Source organism: Actinoplanes sp. NPDC019969 (assembly GCF_055562375.1).
The window spans coordinates 207517-222172 of the sequence record NZ_JBVHFK010000001.1 but is presented as its reverse complement, the minus strand read 5'-3'; the positions used below and the strand labels follow the sequence as shown (position 1 = coordinate 222172).

The following is a 14656-nucleotide window of genomic DNA, read 5'->3' as shown; positions in this document are numbered from 1 at the left end:
AACACCCCGTTGTCGTCCCGCGTGAAAATCACGCGAGATACCAGGAGGAATTAGCAATGGACGTTCTCGCCGCCGTTGAGGGCAGCACCGCCGCCATCGGTTACGGTCTCGCTGCTATCGGCCCCGGCATCGGTGTTGGTCTGGTCTTCTCGGCTTACATCCAGGCGACCGCCCGTCAGCCCGAGTCGTCCCGCCTGACCCTGCCGTTCGTCTGGATCGGCTTCGCCGTCATCGAGGCGCTCGCCCTGCTGGGCATCGCGTTCGGCTTCATCTGGGCCGGCTGATAGTCCTTTCCACCTCGTTGGGAGGTCTCCATGCTCACCTATCTCGCTGCTGAAGGCGGCACCGAGCACAGCCCCATCTTCCCTGTCTGGCAGGAGATGGTCGTTGGCACGGTGGCGTTCGCGGTGCTCTGCTTCGTGCTGATGAAGTTCGTCTTCCCGATGATGGAGAAGACCTTCGCGGCCCGGGTGGACGCGATCGAGGGCGGCATCAAGCGCGCCGAGGCCGCTCAGGCCGAGGCGAACGAGCTGCTCGAGCAGTACCGTGCGCAGCTCTCCGAGGCCCGGACCGAAGCCGCTCGCATCCGCGACGAGGCCCGGGCCGACGCCGAGGGCATCCGGCAGGACGTGCTGGCCAAGGCCCGCGAGGAGTCGGACCGCATCATCGCGGCCGGCAACGAGCAGCTGGCCGCCCAGCGTGAGTCCATCGTCCGGGAGCTGCGTTCCGAGGTCGGCACGCTCGCCGTCGACCTGGCCAGCAAGATCGTCGGCGAGACTCTCGCTGACGAGGCCCGTACCCGTGGCACCGTCGAGCGCTTCATCGCGGACCTCGACACCGCCGGGCGGCGCTGATGACGTCGAGCGTAAGCCGCGAGGCCTACGGCGAGGCGTCGGAACAGCTCGCCGCCAACACCGCGGCGGCCACGGCCCCGCAGCTGGCCACCGTCGCCGACGAGATCCTGTCGGTGGCCGGCCTGCTGCGGGCCCAGCCCCGGCTGCGCCGCGCGTTGACCGACCCGTCCCGGCCCGGTTCCGACCGTGCCGGGCTGCTGAAGTCGCTGGTTGCCGGCAAGGTCTCGGACACCACCGTGAACACGGTGGCGGCCCTGGTCGCCGGGCGGTTCTCCCGCCCGGCCGATCTGCTGGACGCCGCCGAGCGGCTGGGCGTCGACGCCCTGCTGGCCTCCGCCGAGCGCGAGGGCAAGCTGGCCGACGTCGAGGACGAGCTGTTCCGGTTCGGCCAGATCGTCGCCGGTGACTCCACGCTGGCAGTCACGCTCAGTGACATCAGCGCTCCACTCGAGCGCCGCGTTAAGCTGGTGCAGGACTTGCTCAAGGGCAAGGTGCACGTGGCCACCGGCCGTCTGGTCGAGGTCGCGCTGACCGGCTTCGGTGGCCGGGGCTTCGAGGCCTCGCTGACCCGGCTGGTCGAGGCGACCGCCGCCAAGCGGAACCGCGAGGTCGCTTACGTGACGGTGGCCAAGCCGCTCACCGAGGCCGACGAGCAGTCCCTGGCCGCGAAGTTGTCCGCCCTCTACGGCCGCGAGGTCTCGCTGAAGGTGGACGTCGACCCGTCGGTTCTCGGCGGCGTCAGCGTCCGGGTCGGCTCCGACCTCTACGACGGCACGGTCCTGCGCAAGCTGAACCAGGCCAAGCAGGCGTTCGCTAAATAGTCCTTTCCCCTCGATTCTTCTATCGAGAAGCCCCCTCGGCGGCGGTGACGTCCCGAGCTAGACAGAGAAGGCAGAGGATGGCCGAGCTGACCATCTCCTCGGACGAGATCCGGGGGGCGCTAGAGCGCTACGTCTCGTCCGCCACGTCGTCCGATCTCACCCGTGAGGAAGTCGGCATCGTCTCCGACGCGGGCGACGGCATCGCGCACGTCGAGGGCCTCCCCTCGACGATGGCGAACGAGCTGCTCGAGTTCGCTGACGGCACGCTGGGCGTCGCGTCGAACCTCGACGCCCGCGAGATCGGCGCCGTGATCCTGGGCGACTACGCGAACATCGAGGAGGGCCAGCCGGTCAAGCGCACCGGCCGCGTCCTCTCGGTCCCGGTGGGCGACGCCTTCCTGGGCCGCGTGGTCGACGCCCTGGGCAAGCCGATCGACGGTCTCGGCGAGATCGCGAACGAAGGCTTCCGCGAGCTCGAGCTGCAGGCGCCGAACGTCATGGCCCGCCAGCCCGTGAAGCAGCCGCTGCAGACCGGCATCAAGGCGATCGACGCCATGACGCCGATCGGCCGTGGCCAGCGCCAGCTGATCATCGGTGACCGCAAGACCGGTAAGACCACGGTCGCGATCGACACGATCATCAACCAGAAGGCGAACTGGGACTCCGGCGACCCGGAGAAGCAGGTCCGCTGCATCTACGTGGCGATCGGCCAGAAGGCCTCCACCGTCGCCAGCATCCGGGGCACCCTGGAGGCGCAGGGCGCGCTGCAGTACACGACGATCGTCGCCGCCCCGGCCTCCGACCCGGCCGGCTTCAAGTACATCGCGCCGTACACCGGTTCCTCGATCGGTCAGCACTGGATGTACAACGGCAAGCACGTCCTGATCGTCTTCGACGACCTGACGAAGCAGGCCGAGGCCTACCGCGCCGTGTCGCTGCTGCTGCGCCGCCCGCCGGGCCGTGAGGCCTACCCGGGTGACGTCTTCTACCTGCACTCCCGCCTGCTGGAGCGCTGCGCCAAGCTCTCCAACGAGCTGGGTGGCGGCTCGATGACCGGTCTGCCGATCATCGAGACCAAGGCCAACGACATCTCGGCCTTCATCCCGACCAACGTGATCTCGATCACCGACGGTCAGATCTTCCTCGAGACCGACCTGTTCGCCTCGGGTGTGCGTCCCGCCATCAACGTCGGCACCTCGGTGTCCCGCGTGGGTGGTTCGGCGCAGGTCAAGGCGATGCGGACGGTCTCCGGCCGCCTCCGTCTCGACCTGGCCCAGTTCCGTGAGCTGGAGGCCTTCTCGGCCTTCGCCTCCGACCTGGACAAGGCGTCGCGTGCTCAGCTCGAGAAGGGCGTCCGCCTGGTCGAGCTGCTGAAGCAGCCGCAGTTCTCGCCCTACGCGACGGTCGACCAGGTCATCGCGATCTGGGCCGGCACCACCGGGCAGCTCGACGACATCGCCGTCGGTGACGTGCGCCGCTTCGAGCAGGAGTTCCTGCAGTGGTTCAAGCAGCACAACAGTGACGTCTACACCGCGATCGAGTCGACGAACCTGCTGAGCGACGACAACATCGAGAGCCTGAAGGCCGGTGTCGTCGAGTTCAAGAAGGTCTTCCAGAGCGGCTCGACCGAGAGCGGTAGCTAGTCATGGCCGGTCAGGTACAGGCGCTGCGGCGGCGTATCCGAACCGTCAAGTCGACCAAGAAGATCGCCAAGGCGCAGGAGCTGGTCGCCACCAGCCGGATCGCCAAGGCTCAGGAGCGGGTCAACGCCTCCCGGCCGTACTCGGAGGCGATCACCAAGGTCCTGGGCGCCCTGGCGACCAACGCTTCGGTCGACAACCCCCTGCTGGTCGCGCGCGAGCGCGTCCAGCGGGCGGGTGTCCTGCTGATCACCAGTGACCGGGGCCTGGCCGGCGCCTACAACGCCAACGCCATCCGGACCGCCGAGCAGCTGATCACTCAGCTGAAGTCGGAGGGCAAGGAGGTGGCGGTCTACATCGTGGGCCGCAAGGGCCTCGGTTACTACCGGTTCCGTAACCGGCCGGTGGCCGCGAGCTGGACCGGATTCTCCGAGCGCCCGTCGTTCGACGACGCCAAGCGCATCGGGGACGCCCTGATCGAGGCGTTCGCCGCCGGCTCCGCCGCGGAGGGCACGTTCGGCCCCGAGAACATCGAGGGTGTCGACGAGCTGCACATCGTGAGCACCGAGTTCAAGTCTCTGATGACGCAGTCCGCCAACGCGAAGCCGCTGGCTCCGGTGCAGGTCGAGACCGAGGAGGAGAAGTCCTCCGAGCTCAAGCCCGCATACGAGTTCGAGCCGGAGGCGGACGAGCTGCTCGACGCGCTGCTCCCGAAGTACCTCAACACGCGTCTGTACGCGGCGTTGCTGGACTCGGCGGCCAGTGAGTCGGCCTCGCGCCGCCGGGCGATGAAGAGCGCGTCGGACAACGCGGACGACCTGCTCAAGCGGTACACGCGCGAGATGAACTCCGCGCGGCAGGCTGCGATCACCCAGGAAATCAGTGAGATCGTCGGCGGCGCCAACGCGCTGGCCGCGGCGGGAAGTGATGTGTGATGACTGCTGTTGCTGAGCCCACCAAGGCGGAGACCGGTGTCGGCCGTGTCGTCCGGGTCATCGGCCCGGTCGTCGACGTCGAGTTCCCCCGTGACGCCATGCCCGCGATCTTCAACGCGCTGCACGTTGAGGTCACCCTCTCCGAGGGCACCAAGAAGCTGACCATGGAGGTCGCCCAGCACCTGGGTGACAACCTGCTCCGCGCCATCTCGATGCAGCCGACCGACGGCATGGTCCGTGGCGCCGCGGTCACCGACACCGGCGCGCCGATCTCGGTGCCCGTCGGCGACGTGACCAAGGGCCACGTGTTCAACGCCCTCGGCGAGGTGCTCAACGTCGACCCGTCGACGCTGGACATCACCGAGCGCTGGTCGATCCACCGCAAGCCCCCGGCGTTCGCGGACCTCGAGCCGAAGACCGAGATGCTGGAGACCGGCATCAAGGTGCTCGACCTGCTCGCGCCGTACGTGCGTGGTGGCAAGATCGGCCTGTTCGGCGGCGCCGGCGTGGGCAAGACGGTGCTCATCCAGGAGATGATCATTCGGGTCGCCCGTAACTTCGGTGGCACCTCCGTGTTCGCCGGCGTCGGCGAGCGCACCCGTGAGGGCAACGACCTCATCCTGGAAATGGACGAGGGTGGCGTCCTGGACAAGACCGCTCTGGTCTTCGGCCAGATGGACGAGCCGCCGGGCACCCGTCTGCGGGTCGCCCTGACCGCTCTGACCATGGCGGAGTACTTCCGTGACGTCCAGAACCAGGAGGTGCTGCTCTTCATCGACAACATCTTCCGGTTCACCCAGGCCGGCTCCGAGGTCTCCACCCTGCTCGGCCGTATGCCGTCCGCCGTGGGTTACCAGCCCACCCTGGCTGACGAGATGGGCGAGCTGCAGGAGCGGATCACCTCGGTCCGGGGCAAGGCGATCACCTCGCTGCAGGCGATCTACGTGCCCGCCGACGACTACACCGACCCGGCGCCGGCGACCACGTTCGCCCACCTGGACGCGACCACCAACCTCGAGCGGTCGATCTCCGACAAGGGCATCTACCCCGCCGTGGACCCGCTGGCCTCCAGCTCGCGGATCCTGGCGCCGGAGTTCGTCGGCGTCGAGCACTACACGGTGGCCCGTGAGGTCCAGCGGATCCTCCAGAAGTACAAGGACCTGCAGGACATCATCGCCATCCTCGGTATGGACGAGCTGTCCGAGGAGGACAAGGTCACGGTGCAGCGGGCTCGCCGCATCGAGCGGTTCCTGTCGCAGAACACCTACGCGGCGGAGCAGTTCACCGGCGTCCCCGGCTCGACGGTCCCCCTGAAGGAGACCATCGAGGCGTTCAAAAAGATCTCCGAGGGTGAGTACGACAACTACCCGGAGCAGGCCTTCTTCATGTGCGGTGGCCTCGAGGACCTCGAGAAGAACGCGCACGAGCTGATGAAGGGCTGATCTCAGCCAGTAACTCCAGAAGAGCCGCGCCGGTTTTACCGGCGCGGCTCTTCTGCTTTCCGGGAGACATGCTCGGTGGTCGTTTGGGTATGATTTGTCGCGCCTTCATCCGAACCGGCAGTGGGGATCCCAGTGGCCAGGCCCGTCAAGCGCCGCCCGCCGAGGTGGGCCCGGCTCAGCGCCGTCCTCGGCTGCGTGCTCATGGTCGGCAGCGGCGCCGTGCTGGTCACCGGGCAGGCCGTCGTCGCGCGGTACACCGGCGCCGTGCAGACCGGCAGCGGCAGCCTGATCGGCGATCCGGCCGCCGGGGCGCCGCGGAGGGCCGCCGACATCCGGGGCCCGCTCAACATCCTGCTGGCCGGCATCGACCCGCGCGACGACTCGCAGGCTCCCCGGTCCGACTCGATCATCGTGGCGCACGTGCCCGCGACGATGGACCGGGTCTTCCTCTTCTCGATCCCCCGGGACCTGTACGTGGAGATCCCGCCCTTCGCGCCGACCGGGTTCGGCGGCACCACCGCGAAGATCAACTCCGCGATGTCGTTCGGCAGCGACGCGGGCGACGGCACCCACGACGTGGAACAGGGCTTCCAGTTGCTCGCCGAGACGGTCGGCGACCTCACCGGCATCGACGACTTCGACGCCGGGGCGATCATCAACTTCGGCGGCTTCAAGGGGATCGTCGAGGCGATGGGCGGGGTCACCATGCCGATCGACCAGACCGTCCGGTCCGAGCATCTGCAGCCCAACGGCAAGAGCCGGCCCAAGCGGCCGGAGTGTCTCGGCGGGGGCTGTGACCACCCGTACACGGGACCGCAGAAGGTGTACGAGAAGGGCACCCGCCACCTCCAGGCGTGGGAGGCCCTCGACTACGTCCGGCAGCGCTACGGACTGCCCAACGGCGACTACGACCGGCAGCGGCACCAGCAGCAGTTCATCAAGGCGATGGCGAAGCAGGCGATGAGCCGGGACGTGGTCGCCGACCCGGCGAAGCTGCTGAGCGTGCTCGACGCGGCCGGTGACTCGCTCACCTTCGACGGCGGCGGCAACAGCATCATCGACTGGGGCCTGGCGCTCCAGGGCATCGACACCGGCGACATGACGATGGTCAGGCTGCCCGGCGGCGGGCTCTACGACGGCGGCCGATACCTCGGTGAGCGGCTCGACCCGACGGCGGAGGAGTTCTTCCGGGCCGTCGCCGAGGACCGGGTCGCCGCGTTCCTGCTCGACCATCCGGATTACGTGGCCGCGGAGGGCTGAGGCCCCACCCCGTACCACGTCGGCGTTCGCCGCCGATTAGACTTCACCCGTTCGGTTCGCAGCGTCAAAGGGAGACAGCGTGGCCAACCAGCTGCACGTCGAGGTCGTCGCCGTCGAGGAGAAGGTCTGGGCCGGCGAGGCCGAGATGCTCGTCGCGCGCACCACCGAGGGTGAGATCGGTGTGCTGCCGGGCCACTCGCCGCTGCTCGGCCTGCTCAAGGAGCCGTCCCAGGTCCGCGTCAAGCTCGCCGGGGGTGAGCAGCTGACCTACGACGTGGCCGGCGGCTTCCTCTCGATCGACGCCAACGGGGTCACGGTGCTCGCCGAGAGCGCCACGCCCGCCACCCCCGAGTCCCACTGACGCCGGCGATGCGGGTTCTGGAAGTCGCCGGAATCTGCGTCGTCGCGCTGCTCGCGCTCCTCTTCGCGATCTTCTTCCGCCGCCGCCTGCTGATGGCCGGCGGCGGAACCATTCGCCTCCAGGTGCGCATCAACACGATCGTGCCCGGCCGGGGCTGGTCGCCCGGCCTCGGCCAGTTCGTCGGCGACGAGCTCCGGTTCCACAAGATGTTCAGCCTGGCCATCCGCCCCAAGCGGATCCTCGACCGGCGGTCCCTCACGGTGGCGGAGCGGCGCCTGCCGTCCGGCCCCGAGCGGCTCACCATGCCGGGACACTGGGTGGTCCTGCGCTGCCGGACCGGGTCCGCCGATCTCGAGATCGCGATGGCCGAGACCACGGTGACCGGGTTCCTGTCCTGGCTCGAGGCGGGCCCGCCGCGCGATCCGGGCAGCCTGCCGGGCCGGCAGATCTTCGGCCCCCGGCCCGCCGAGGGCTGACGCCCGCTGCTCGTGGGCCGGCCACCGGGCCGGGGTTCGTAGAGTCGACCACATGCGGATCAGAGTCGTCGACGCCTTCACCGACAGGCCCTTCACCGGGGCGCCCGCCGGTGTCCTCCTGCTGGCCGGGGACGGCTTCCCCGCCGACGAGTGGATGCTCGGGGTGGCCCGCGAGGTCAACCACGCCGAGACCGCCTTCGCGCACCGGCTGCCCGCCGGATCGGGCGCCGACTGGGCGCTGCGCTGGTTCACCCCGGCGGTCGAGGTGGACCTGTGCGGCCATGCGACCCTCGCCGTCGCCCACGTCCTGTGCCCGGATCCCGAAGTCACCTTCCGGACCCGCAGCGGCGTCCTGACGGCTTCAGCCGCCGCAGACGGTTTGATCACCCTGGACTTCCCTACCGCCCCGTTGAGCCCGCGGGCCATCGATCCCGATCTGGTGGCGGCCTTGGGCGTGGCGGTCCGCTCCGTCCACCACACCGGGCCGCACACCGATGACCTGTTGGTGGAGGTGGCCGACGAGAAGACCGTCCGCGGTGTCGTCCCGGATCTGCGGGCAGTGGCCGGCCTGACCCGGCGTGGGGTCGTCGTGACGGCCGCCGCGGATGCCCCGGGATCCGGCTACGACTTCGTCTCCCGCTTCTTCGGCCCGGCCGTGGGGGTGGACGAGGATCCGGTGACCGGCAGCGCCCACACCGCCCTGGCGCCGTTCTGGGCGGAGCGGCTGGGCCGGACCGAGCTGACCGGCTTCCAGGCGTCCGCGCGGGGCGGGCTGGTCCGGGTGGCGCTGCACGGGGACCGTACCCACCTGTCCGGCCACGCCGTCACCACCATCGACGGCGACCTGCTGGCCTGACCGCACCCCCGCTGGTTCTCAGGGCTGTCTCGACGCCGTTGAGACAGCCCTGAAAATGCACCTAACGGCTGCCGCCGGGGACCCATTTCACGTCGCCGTCCGGGTTGGCCACCCGGGACAGGATGAAGAGCAGGTCGGAGAGCCGGTTCAGGTATTTCAGCGGCAGCTCGCCGGTGCGCTCCGGCTCCTGCTCGTGAAGGGCCCAGGCGGACCGCTCGGCCCGCCGGGCGACGGTCCGGGCCACGTGCAGCAGGGCGGCGCCGGGGGTGCCACCCGGCAGGATGAAACTGTCCAGCGGGGCCAGCCGGTCGTTGAACTCGTCGCACCAGCCCTCGAGCCGGGTCACGTAGGCCTCGGTGATCCGCAGCGGGGGGTACGGCGGGTCGTCGTCCACCGGGTTGCCCAGGTCGGCGCCGACGTCGAAGAGGTCGTTCTGGATGGTGGCGAGCACCGTGCGTACCTCCTCGGGAAGTTCGCCCAGCGCCAGCGCCACGCCCAGCGCCGCGTTGCACTCGTCGGTGTCCGCGTAAGCGGCGATCCGCGCCGCGGTCTTCGCCACGAGCTCGTTGTTGACCAGCCGCGTCTGGCCGGCGTCGCCGGCCCGGGTGTAGATACGGGTGAGATGCACAGCCATGCCGCCCACCCTACGAGGCGCGGGTGGGCGGCGGCTCATACGATGGCCCGCGTGGATGTGATCAGGGTGAAGGGCGGGGCCCGCCTCGCCGGCGACGTGCATGTGGGCGGCGCGAAGAACTCGGCGCTCAAGCTGATGGCCGTCGCGCTGCTGGCCGAGGGGCGCAGCGTGGTGGCGAACGTGCCCCGGATCACCGACATAGCCATCATGGCCGAGGTGCTCCGCAGGCTGGGCTGCGACGTGGCGCTCCAGGGCACCGAGGCGGTCATCGACGTGCCGGCCGAGCCGGGCAGCGAGGCCGACTACGACCTGGTCCGCCGGCTGCGCGCGTCGATCTGCGTGCTCGGCCCGCTGCTGGCCCGCCGGGGTTACGTGCGGGTGGCGCTGCCGGGCGGCGACATGATCGGCTCCCGTGGGCTGGACATGCACGTGTCCGGGCTGGCCCGGATGGGCGCGGAGATCTCCGGCGAGCACGGCTTCGTGATCGCGTCGGCGCCCGCCGGGCTGCGTGGCGCGAAGATCTGGCTGGACTTCCCGAGCGTCGGCGCCACCGAGAACATCCTGATGGCCGCGGTCCTGGCCAAGGGCGTCACGGAGATCGACAACGCGGCCCGGGAGCCGGAGATCGTCGACATCTGCGAGATGCTCAACGCGATGGGCGCCCGGATCGAGGGCGCCGGCACGTCGACGCTGATCATCGAGGGGGTGGACGGCCCGCTGAAGCCGGTCCGCCACACCACCGTGGGCGACCGGATCGTGGGTGGCACCTGGGCGTTCGCGTCGGCGATGACCCGGGGCGACGTGACCGTGCACGGCGTGCGGCCGGAGTTCCTGGACATCGCGCTGGACAAGCTGGTCACCGCGGGCGCGACGGTCGAGCCGGGGGACAACCGGTTCCGGGTGCGGATGGCGGACCGGCCGCGCGGCGTGGACATCGTGACGCTGCCCTATCCCGGGTTCGCCACCGACCTGCTGCCGATGGCGCTCGGGCTGGCGGCGGTCGCCGAGGGCTCCTCGCTGATCACCGAGAACATCTTCGACGGCCGGTTCATGTTCGTGAACGAGATGGTGCGGCTGGGCGCCGACATCCGGACCGACGGGCACCATGCCGCGATCAACGGCAGGGAGCGGCTGTCCGGCGCGCCGGTGCGGGCCACCGACATCCGGGCCGGCGCCGGCCTGGTCATCGCCGGGCTCTGCGCGGACGGGGTGACCGAGGTGGGCGAGGTGCACCACATCGACCGTGGCTACCCCGACTTCGTCGCCGACCTGACGAAGCTGGGCGTCGAGGTGGAGCGCACCGACGTCCCCGAGCCGACGTTCGACTTCTGATCTCGTGTGTTGATTTCGGGCGCGTAGGACGGCCGAGATCAACACACCGGTGGGTCAGAAGGACGCGACGAGGCGGCGTGCCTCTTCGACCTGCTCGCAGAAGACCAGCACGGTGACCCGGCCGTCGCGCCGGTTCGCCGTGGTGGCACGGATGCCCGCGTCGGAGAGCAGCCGCCGGATCTCGTCGGCCACCCCGCGCTCGTCGGTGACGGCGGCCGGCCAGAGCAGACCGTAGTCGTCACGCTCGCCGAAGATCCCCAGTCCGTCGGGCGCCGGGTCCCGGTCCGGGGCGGTGGGTTGCAGGCCCATGCGCCAGAAGATCGCGCCGAGGAAGCCGACCAGACCGACGGCGATCAGTGGTCCGATCAGGTACCAGCCGTCGCTTGTGGCCATGGGCACAGTCTGGCACCGCGAGCCCGCGCTTTCTGTGGATTCGCCCTGATCGGGAGCCGTGCTGAATCTCCGTTAAGGTACCCCGTTAGGGTGTGGGAAAGCATCCGACGAAGGAGTGCAGCATGGCAGGTCGCCTCGCGGTCATCGGTTCCGGTCTGATGGGCTCCGGCATCGCCCAGGTCTCGGCGCAGGCCGGCTGGCAGGTCACCATCCGGGACGTCGACGACGCCTCGCTCAACCGCGGCCTCTCCGCGATCCGGGACTCGCTGAGCCGGTTCGCGGCCAAGGGCCGGATCGCCGAGTCCGACGTCGAGGCCACCCTGGCCCGGATCACCACCACCACCGATCTGGACGCGGCCGCCGACGCCGACGTGGTGGTCGAGGCGATCTACGAGAAGGTGGAGGCCAAGCACGAGGTCTTCAAGGCGCTCGACAAGATCTGCAAGGCGGGCGCGGTCCTCGGCACCAACACCTCCGCCATCCCGATCACCCAGATCGCCACGGTCACCAGCCGTCCCGAGTCGGTGGTCGGCATCCACTTCTTCTCGCCGGTGCCGATGATGAAGCTGGTCGAGCTGGTCCGGGGCTACCAGACCTCGGACGCGACCCTCGCGGCGGCGCGCAACTACGCCGAGGAGGTCGGCAAGACCTGCGTCGAGGTCAAGCGCGACGTGGCCGGCTTCGTCTCCAACCGGCTCTTCTCGGCGATCCTGGTCGAGGCGATCAAGTTGGTCGAGTCCGGCGTGGTCTCCGCCGCCGACCTGGACACGGTCATGAAGCTGGGCTTCGGTCACGCGATGGGCCCGCTGGCCACCGTCGACCTCACCGGCCTCGACGTGATGCTCAACGCGGCGAGCAACATCTACCGCGACACCGCCGACGAGAAGTTCTTCCCGCCGGAGCTGCTGCAGCGCATGGTCACGGCCGGCGACCTCGGCCGCAAGACCGGCAAGGGCTTCTACTCGTACTGATCCGCAGTTGGCGCGGAAGGCCGCCGGGCCGCGGTGTGCGGCCCGGCGGCGTCTTTCACGGCCAGAGGTACGGCGACCGCACCGGCTTCGGCTCGCGCGGCTGCTTCACCGGGTGCGCCGCGAACTGCTCGGCGTGCAGCCCGAAGGACCGGTCCAGCTTCGGCATCCAGTACGCGTCGTCGTGCCGCCCCGCGCCCAGCTGGTAGTCGTGCCGCACACCCTTCGCGGCCAGTGCCGTGCTCATCTGCTGCGCCGCTGCCCCGAACCGGTACTCGTCGGAGTCCCCGCCGTCGAAGTAGTACCGGTGCCGGTTGAGGTCGGCCGCCGTCATCCCGGCGACCAGCGTGAGCGGCCGGAGCCCGGCGTTGGCGGCCTGCTCGGCGGGCGTCCCGACGAGCGGGGGCAGGCTCAGCGCGCCCATGTGGCTGGCGATCGAGCTGAACAGCGTGGGGTGGGTCAGCCCGAGCGTGAACGCCCCCTGCCCGCCCATCGACACGCCGCTGATCCCGCGGTGCTCCCGGTCCGGGACGGTCCGGTACACCCGGTCCACCATCGGCACGATCTCGTTCACGATCATCGTCTTGTACTTACCGGCGGACGTGTCGACGTACCACCCGCTGCCGCCGTCCGGGAACACCACGATCGCCTCGACGCCGAGCCGGTCCAGGACGCTGTCGATGTCCCGGGCCTCCCACTCGATGTTGCTGCCGTTGAACCCGTTCAGCATGTAGACGACCGGGAACCGCTTGGCGCTGGTCCGGGTGTAGCCCGGCGGCAGGTACACGTTGAACTGCGCCCGCCGGCCCATCGCCGCGGACTGGTAGTCGTCGCGGAAGAAGCGGGCGTGGTCGCCCAGCTCGACCGGCTTGCGCGGGTCGAGGTAGAGCAGCTCCCGGGTCGGCGGCAGCCCGGTCCAGCTGCGGATGGTGTCGACGACGAGCCGCCCCTGGGTGTCCACGAACACCTCGGCCTGCGCGTCGGTCAGCGTCACCTTGCCGGCCTTGAGCAGGTCACGCAGCTCGGCGATCCGGCGTGCGGCGGTGTCGCCCTGGTGGAAGAACCCGTCGGCCAGCGTCGCCGCATAGCCGCGGACGTCCCCGGCGGCGACGGCGCGATGCTGCCGGTCCAGCACGGCACAGGCATGAGCCAATTGGGTACGGGTGGCAGCCGTCCCGGTGTTCCCGGCCAGCGCGCGCAGCCGTGCCTTCGAGTAGAGCCCGACCGGGCCCTGGTAGAAGCCGCCGCCGCCGGTGCCGTCGTAGACCCGTACGGCGATGACGTTGGTGGCGCCCCAGCGCAGCAGGCCGTCCGCCGGGTAGTACTCGCGCGGCACCTCCCACGTGGAGTCGAAGGTGGGCGGGAAGCCACCGGTCCGGCCGATCTCCTGGCCGTTGAGGAACGCCTGGTCCGCGTCGTCGATCTTGCCGAGGGCCGCGACGACGGCGGAGTCGGTGACGCCGGCCGGCCGGGCCGGGAGGGTGAACGTCTTGCGGTACCAGGCGAAGCCGTCGTACGCGGCCAGGTCGGTGTGCGCGCCCCAGTTGTCCGGCACGGTCCAGTCCCGCCAGCCGGTGTCGGCGAAGGACGGATCCGACCAGGCCGCGTCGTCGCCGGTGGTGAACTTCCAGCCGTCGCCGGCCAGGTCCACCCCGAAGTCGACCGACCCGGTGGTGGCGCAGGCGGTGGAGGACGGCGGAGGGGCGGCGGACGCCGATGTGGGAACGTTCACACATCCAAGCGTGAGGAGTATGGTGCCCAGCAGGGCGCGGGTTTTCAGTGCCATGAAGTGCTCCCGGAAGGCCGAGTCCACAGACTCAAACAGGAAACATGCTGGACGCACATTCGCAACATTCACATTCCCTGTCAATACGTTCGGGCAAGGGAAAGTGATGTTGGAAAATGTGCGAACCGGCCCTCCGGTGTGTCAGCGGGTCGCGGCGAAGGAGAGCGCGAGCAGCGTCGCCGCGAGCATGCCGCCGACCAGGGTCAGGCCGATCCCGCCGATCTCCATCCGGGCATGCAGGCGGCGGTGCGTGAGGTAGGCGGCGACCGGGACGCCCGCGGACGGCGCCACCACGAAGGTGAGCCAGCCGATGCCGCGGAGCAGGGCGCCGCACCACGGCGCGGTGTCACCCACAGTGACCAGACCGGCGGCGACCAGGCCGGTCAGCGCGGCGGTGAGAGCGCCGGTCAGGGGCAGCAGCGGGAGGGCCCAGCGAGGCAGCCGCCCGTTGCCGGCCGGGTGGATCGTGACGTCGATCCGGTCGGCGGCGCGGGACAGCAGCACCCGCGGCGACTGCCGGCCGGGGGCGACGACGTCCTCGCCGGGCTCCGGGCGGCGCTGCAGGGCCACCCGGGGCATGGCCTCCACGGACGCCGGTTCGGGGACCTCGCCGAGAGCGCGGACGCGCAGGCCACGGGCCCGGCGCAGCTGTTCCCACAGGCGGGCGGCCTCCCGGTCCACGTCGAGGACCTGGGCGGCGGCCGCGCCCGCCCAGCGGTCGGCGGCGAGCGCGTCGCTCTCCGCACGGGCCAGCTCCCCGGCGGCCCGGGCGGCGCTGTCCTGGTAGGCCTGCTCGGCGTCATCGAGCGCGGCGTCGCGGCGGCGGGTCACGTCGGCGAGGGCGCTCACCATGAGCTGGTAGTCGCGGCCGAGCGGCTGGCGGTCACGCATGGTCATC

16 protein-coding genes are annotated in these 14656 nt (G+C 70.1%); 12 read left to right on the top strand and 4 right to left on the bottom strand.

Translation table 11 applies throughout. The annotated features are described in order from the left end of the window. Window positions 1-56: 56 nt before the first annotated feature. The 10 genes from ACZ3II_RS00960 to ACZ3II_RS00915 all read left to right on the top strand — a co-directional run bounded on the left by ACZ3II_RS00960 (window position 57) and on the right by ACZ3II_RS00915 (window position 8645). The gene (locus tag ACZ3II_RS00960) at window positions 57-284 is read left to right on the top strand and encodes a F0F1 ATP synthase subunit C (RefSeq protein ID WP_465515565.1); all 228 of its coding nucleotides are present in this window, start codon (window positions 57-59) and stop codon (window positions 282-284) included. 30 nt (window positions 285-314) lie between these two features. Further along, window positions 315-854, top strand: coding sequence for a F0F1 ATP synthase subunit B (locus ACZ3II_RS00955; protein ID WP_465515564.1), 540 nt, complete (start codon window positions 315-317; stop codon window positions 852-854). Further along, window positions 854-1675 carry a F0F1 ATP synthase subunit delta gene (locus ACZ3II_RS00950; RefSeq protein WP_465515563.1) on the top strand — a complete coding sequence of 274 codons (822 nt, stop codon included), beginning with the start codon at window positions 854-856 and terminating at the stop codon, window positions 1673-1675. Before ACZ3II_RS00955 ends, ACZ3II_RS00950 begins: the two co-directional genes overlap by 1 nt. Window positions 1676-1752: 77 nt before the next feature. Next, window positions 1753-3318 carry a F0F1 ATP synthase subunit alpha gene (gene atpA, locus ACZ3II_RS00945; protein ID WP_465515562.1) on the top strand — a complete coding sequence of 522 codons (1566 nt, stop codon included), beginning with the start codon at window positions 1753-1755 and terminating at the stop codon, window positions 3316-3318. Between the two features lie 2 nt (window positions 3319-3320). Continuing rightward, window positions 3321-4250, top strand: coding sequence for a F0F1 ATP synthase subunit gamma (locus tag ACZ3II_RS00940; protein WP_465515561.1), 930 nt, complete (start codon window positions 3321-3323; stop codon window positions 4248-4250). Continuing rightward, entirely contained in the window at window positions 4250-5692 is a 1443-nt protein-coding gene (gene atpD, locus ACZ3II_RS00935; RefSeq protein WP_465515560.1) for a F0F1 ATP synthase subunit beta, read from the top strand. Before ACZ3II_RS00940 ends, atpD begins: the two co-directional genes overlap by 1 nt. A 132-nt stretch (window positions 5693-5824) precedes the next feature. Next, a complete protein-coding gene (locus ACZ3II_RS00930) occupies window positions 5825-6952 on the top strand; it encodes an LCP family protein (RefSeq protein ID WP_465515559.1) in 1128 nt (375 codons plus the stop codon). 79 nt (window positions 6953-7031) lie between these two features. Beyond that, a complete protein-coding gene (locus tag ACZ3II_RS00925; protein WP_043524744.1) occupies window positions 7032-7313 on the top strand; it encodes a F0F1 ATP synthase subunit epsilon in 282 nt (93 codons plus the stop codon). Window positions 7314-7321: 8 nt separating this feature from the next. Then, the gene (locus ACZ3II_RS00920; RefSeq protein ID WP_465515558.1) at window positions 7322-7789 is read left to right on the top strand and encodes a DUF2550 domain-containing protein; all 468 of its coding nucleotides are present in this window, start codon (window positions 7322-7324) and stop codon (window positions 7787-7789) included. 52 nt (window positions 7790-7841) lie between these two features. Beyond that, window positions 7842-8645 carry a PhzF family phenazine biosynthesis protein gene (locus tag ACZ3II_RS00915; RefSeq protein ID WP_465515557.1) on the top strand — a complete coding sequence of 268 codons (804 nt, stop codon included), beginning with the start codon at window positions 7842-7844 and terminating at the stop codon, window positions 8643-8645. A 61-nt stretch (window positions 8646-8706) separates the two neighbouring features. On the opposite strand, the gene ACZ3II_RS00910 is transcribed toward ACZ3II_RS00915, so the two are convergent. After that, window positions 8707-9279, bottom strand: coding sequence for a cob(I)yrinic acid a,c-diamide adenosyltransferase (locus ACZ3II_RS00910; RefSeq protein ID WP_465515556.1), 573 nt, complete (start codon window positions 9277-9279; stop codon window positions 8707-8709). A 42-nt stretch (window positions 9280-9321) separates the two neighbouring features. Between ACZ3II_RS00910 and murA the strand changes: the two genes are divergently transcribed. Then, window positions 9322-10611, top strand: coding sequence for a UDP-N-acetylglucosamine 1-carboxyvinyltransferase (murA, locus tag ACZ3II_RS00905; RefSeq protein ID WP_465515555.1), 1290 nt, complete (start codon window positions 9322-9324; stop codon window positions 10609-10611). A gap of 54 nt (window positions 10612-10665) precedes the next feature. On the opposite strand, the gene ACZ3II_RS00900 is transcribed toward murA, so the two are convergent. Continuing rightward, entirely contained in the window at window positions 10666-11004 is a 339-nt protein-coding gene (locus ACZ3II_RS00900; protein WP_465515554.1) for a hypothetical protein, read from the bottom strand. Between the two features lie 122 nt (window positions 11005-11126). Between ACZ3II_RS00900 and ACZ3II_RS00895 the strand changes: the two genes are divergently transcribed. Continuing rightward, a complete protein-coding gene (locus tag ACZ3II_RS00895) occupies window positions 11127-11975 on the top strand; it encodes a 3-hydroxyacyl-CoA dehydrogenase family protein (protein ID WP_465515553.1) in 849 nt (282 codons plus the stop codon). 55 nt (window positions 11976-12030) lie between these two features. On the opposite strand, the gene ACZ3II_RS00890 is transcribed toward ACZ3II_RS00895, so the two are convergent. Both ACZ3II_RS00890 and ACZ3II_RS00885 read right to left on the bottom strand, forming a co-directional pair. Further along, entirely contained in the window at window positions 12031-13704 is a 1674-nt protein-coding gene (locus ACZ3II_RS00890; protein WP_465515552.1) for an alpha/beta hydrolase, read from the bottom strand. A 195-nt stretch (window positions 13705-13899) separates the two neighbouring features. After that, entirely contained in the window at window positions 13900-14655 is a 756-nt protein-coding gene (locus tag ACZ3II_RS00885; RefSeq protein WP_465515551.1) for a hypothetical protein, read from the bottom strand. Window position 14656: the final 1 nt, after the last annotated feature.

Coding starts and splice junctions, on each gene's coding strand:
- ACZ3II_RS00960 (WP_465515565.1), top strand. CDS start 57: ATGGACGTTCTCGCCGCCGTTGAGGGCAGCACCGCCGCCATCGGTTAC.
- ACZ3II_RS00955 (WP_465515564.1), top strand. CDS start 315: ATGCTCACCTATCTCGCTGCTGAAGGCGGCACCGAGCACAGCCCCATC.
- ACZ3II_RS00950 (WP_465515563.1), top strand. CDS start 854: ATGACGTCGAGCGTAAGCCGCGAGGCCTACGGCGAGGCGTCGGAACAG.
- atpA (WP_465515562.1), top strand. CDS start 1,753: ATGGCCGAGCTGACCATCTCCTCGGACGAGATCCGGGGGGCGCTAGAG.
- ACZ3II_RS00940 (WP_465515561.1), top strand. CDS start 3,321: ATGGCCGGTCAGGTACAGGCGCTGCGGCGGCGTATCCGAACCGTCAAG.
- atpD (WP_465515560.1), top strand. CDS start 4,250: ATGACTGCTGTTGCTGAGCCCACCAAGGCGGAGACCGGTGTCGGCCGT.
- ACZ3II_RS00920 (WP_465515558.1), top strand. CDS start 7,322: ATGCGGGTTCTGGAAGTCGCCGGAATCTGCGTCGTCGCGCTGCTCGCG.
- ACZ3II_RS00915 (WP_465515557.1), top strand. CDS start 7,842: ATGCGGATCAGAGTCGTCGACGCCTTCACCGACAGGCCCTTCACCGGG.
- ACZ3II_RS00910 (WP_465515556.1), bottom strand. CDS start 9,279: ATGGCTGTGCATCTCACCCGTATCTACACCCGGGCCGGCGACGCCGGC.
- murA (WP_465515555.1), top strand. CDS start 9,322: ATGGCCCGCGTGGATGTGATCAGGGTGAAGGGCGGGGCCCGCCTCGCC.
- ACZ3II_RS00900 (WP_465515554.1), bottom strand. CDS start 11,004: ATGGCCACAAGCGACGGCTGGTACCTGATCGGACCACTGATCGCCGTC.
- ACZ3II_RS00895 (WP_465515553.1), top strand. CDS start 11,127: ATGGCAGGTCGCCTCGCGGTCATCGGTTCCGGTCTGATGGGCTCCGGC.
- ACZ3II_RS00885 (WP_465515551.1), bottom strand. CDS start 14,655: ATGACCATGCGTGACCGCCAGCCGCTCGGCCGCGACTACCAGCTCATG.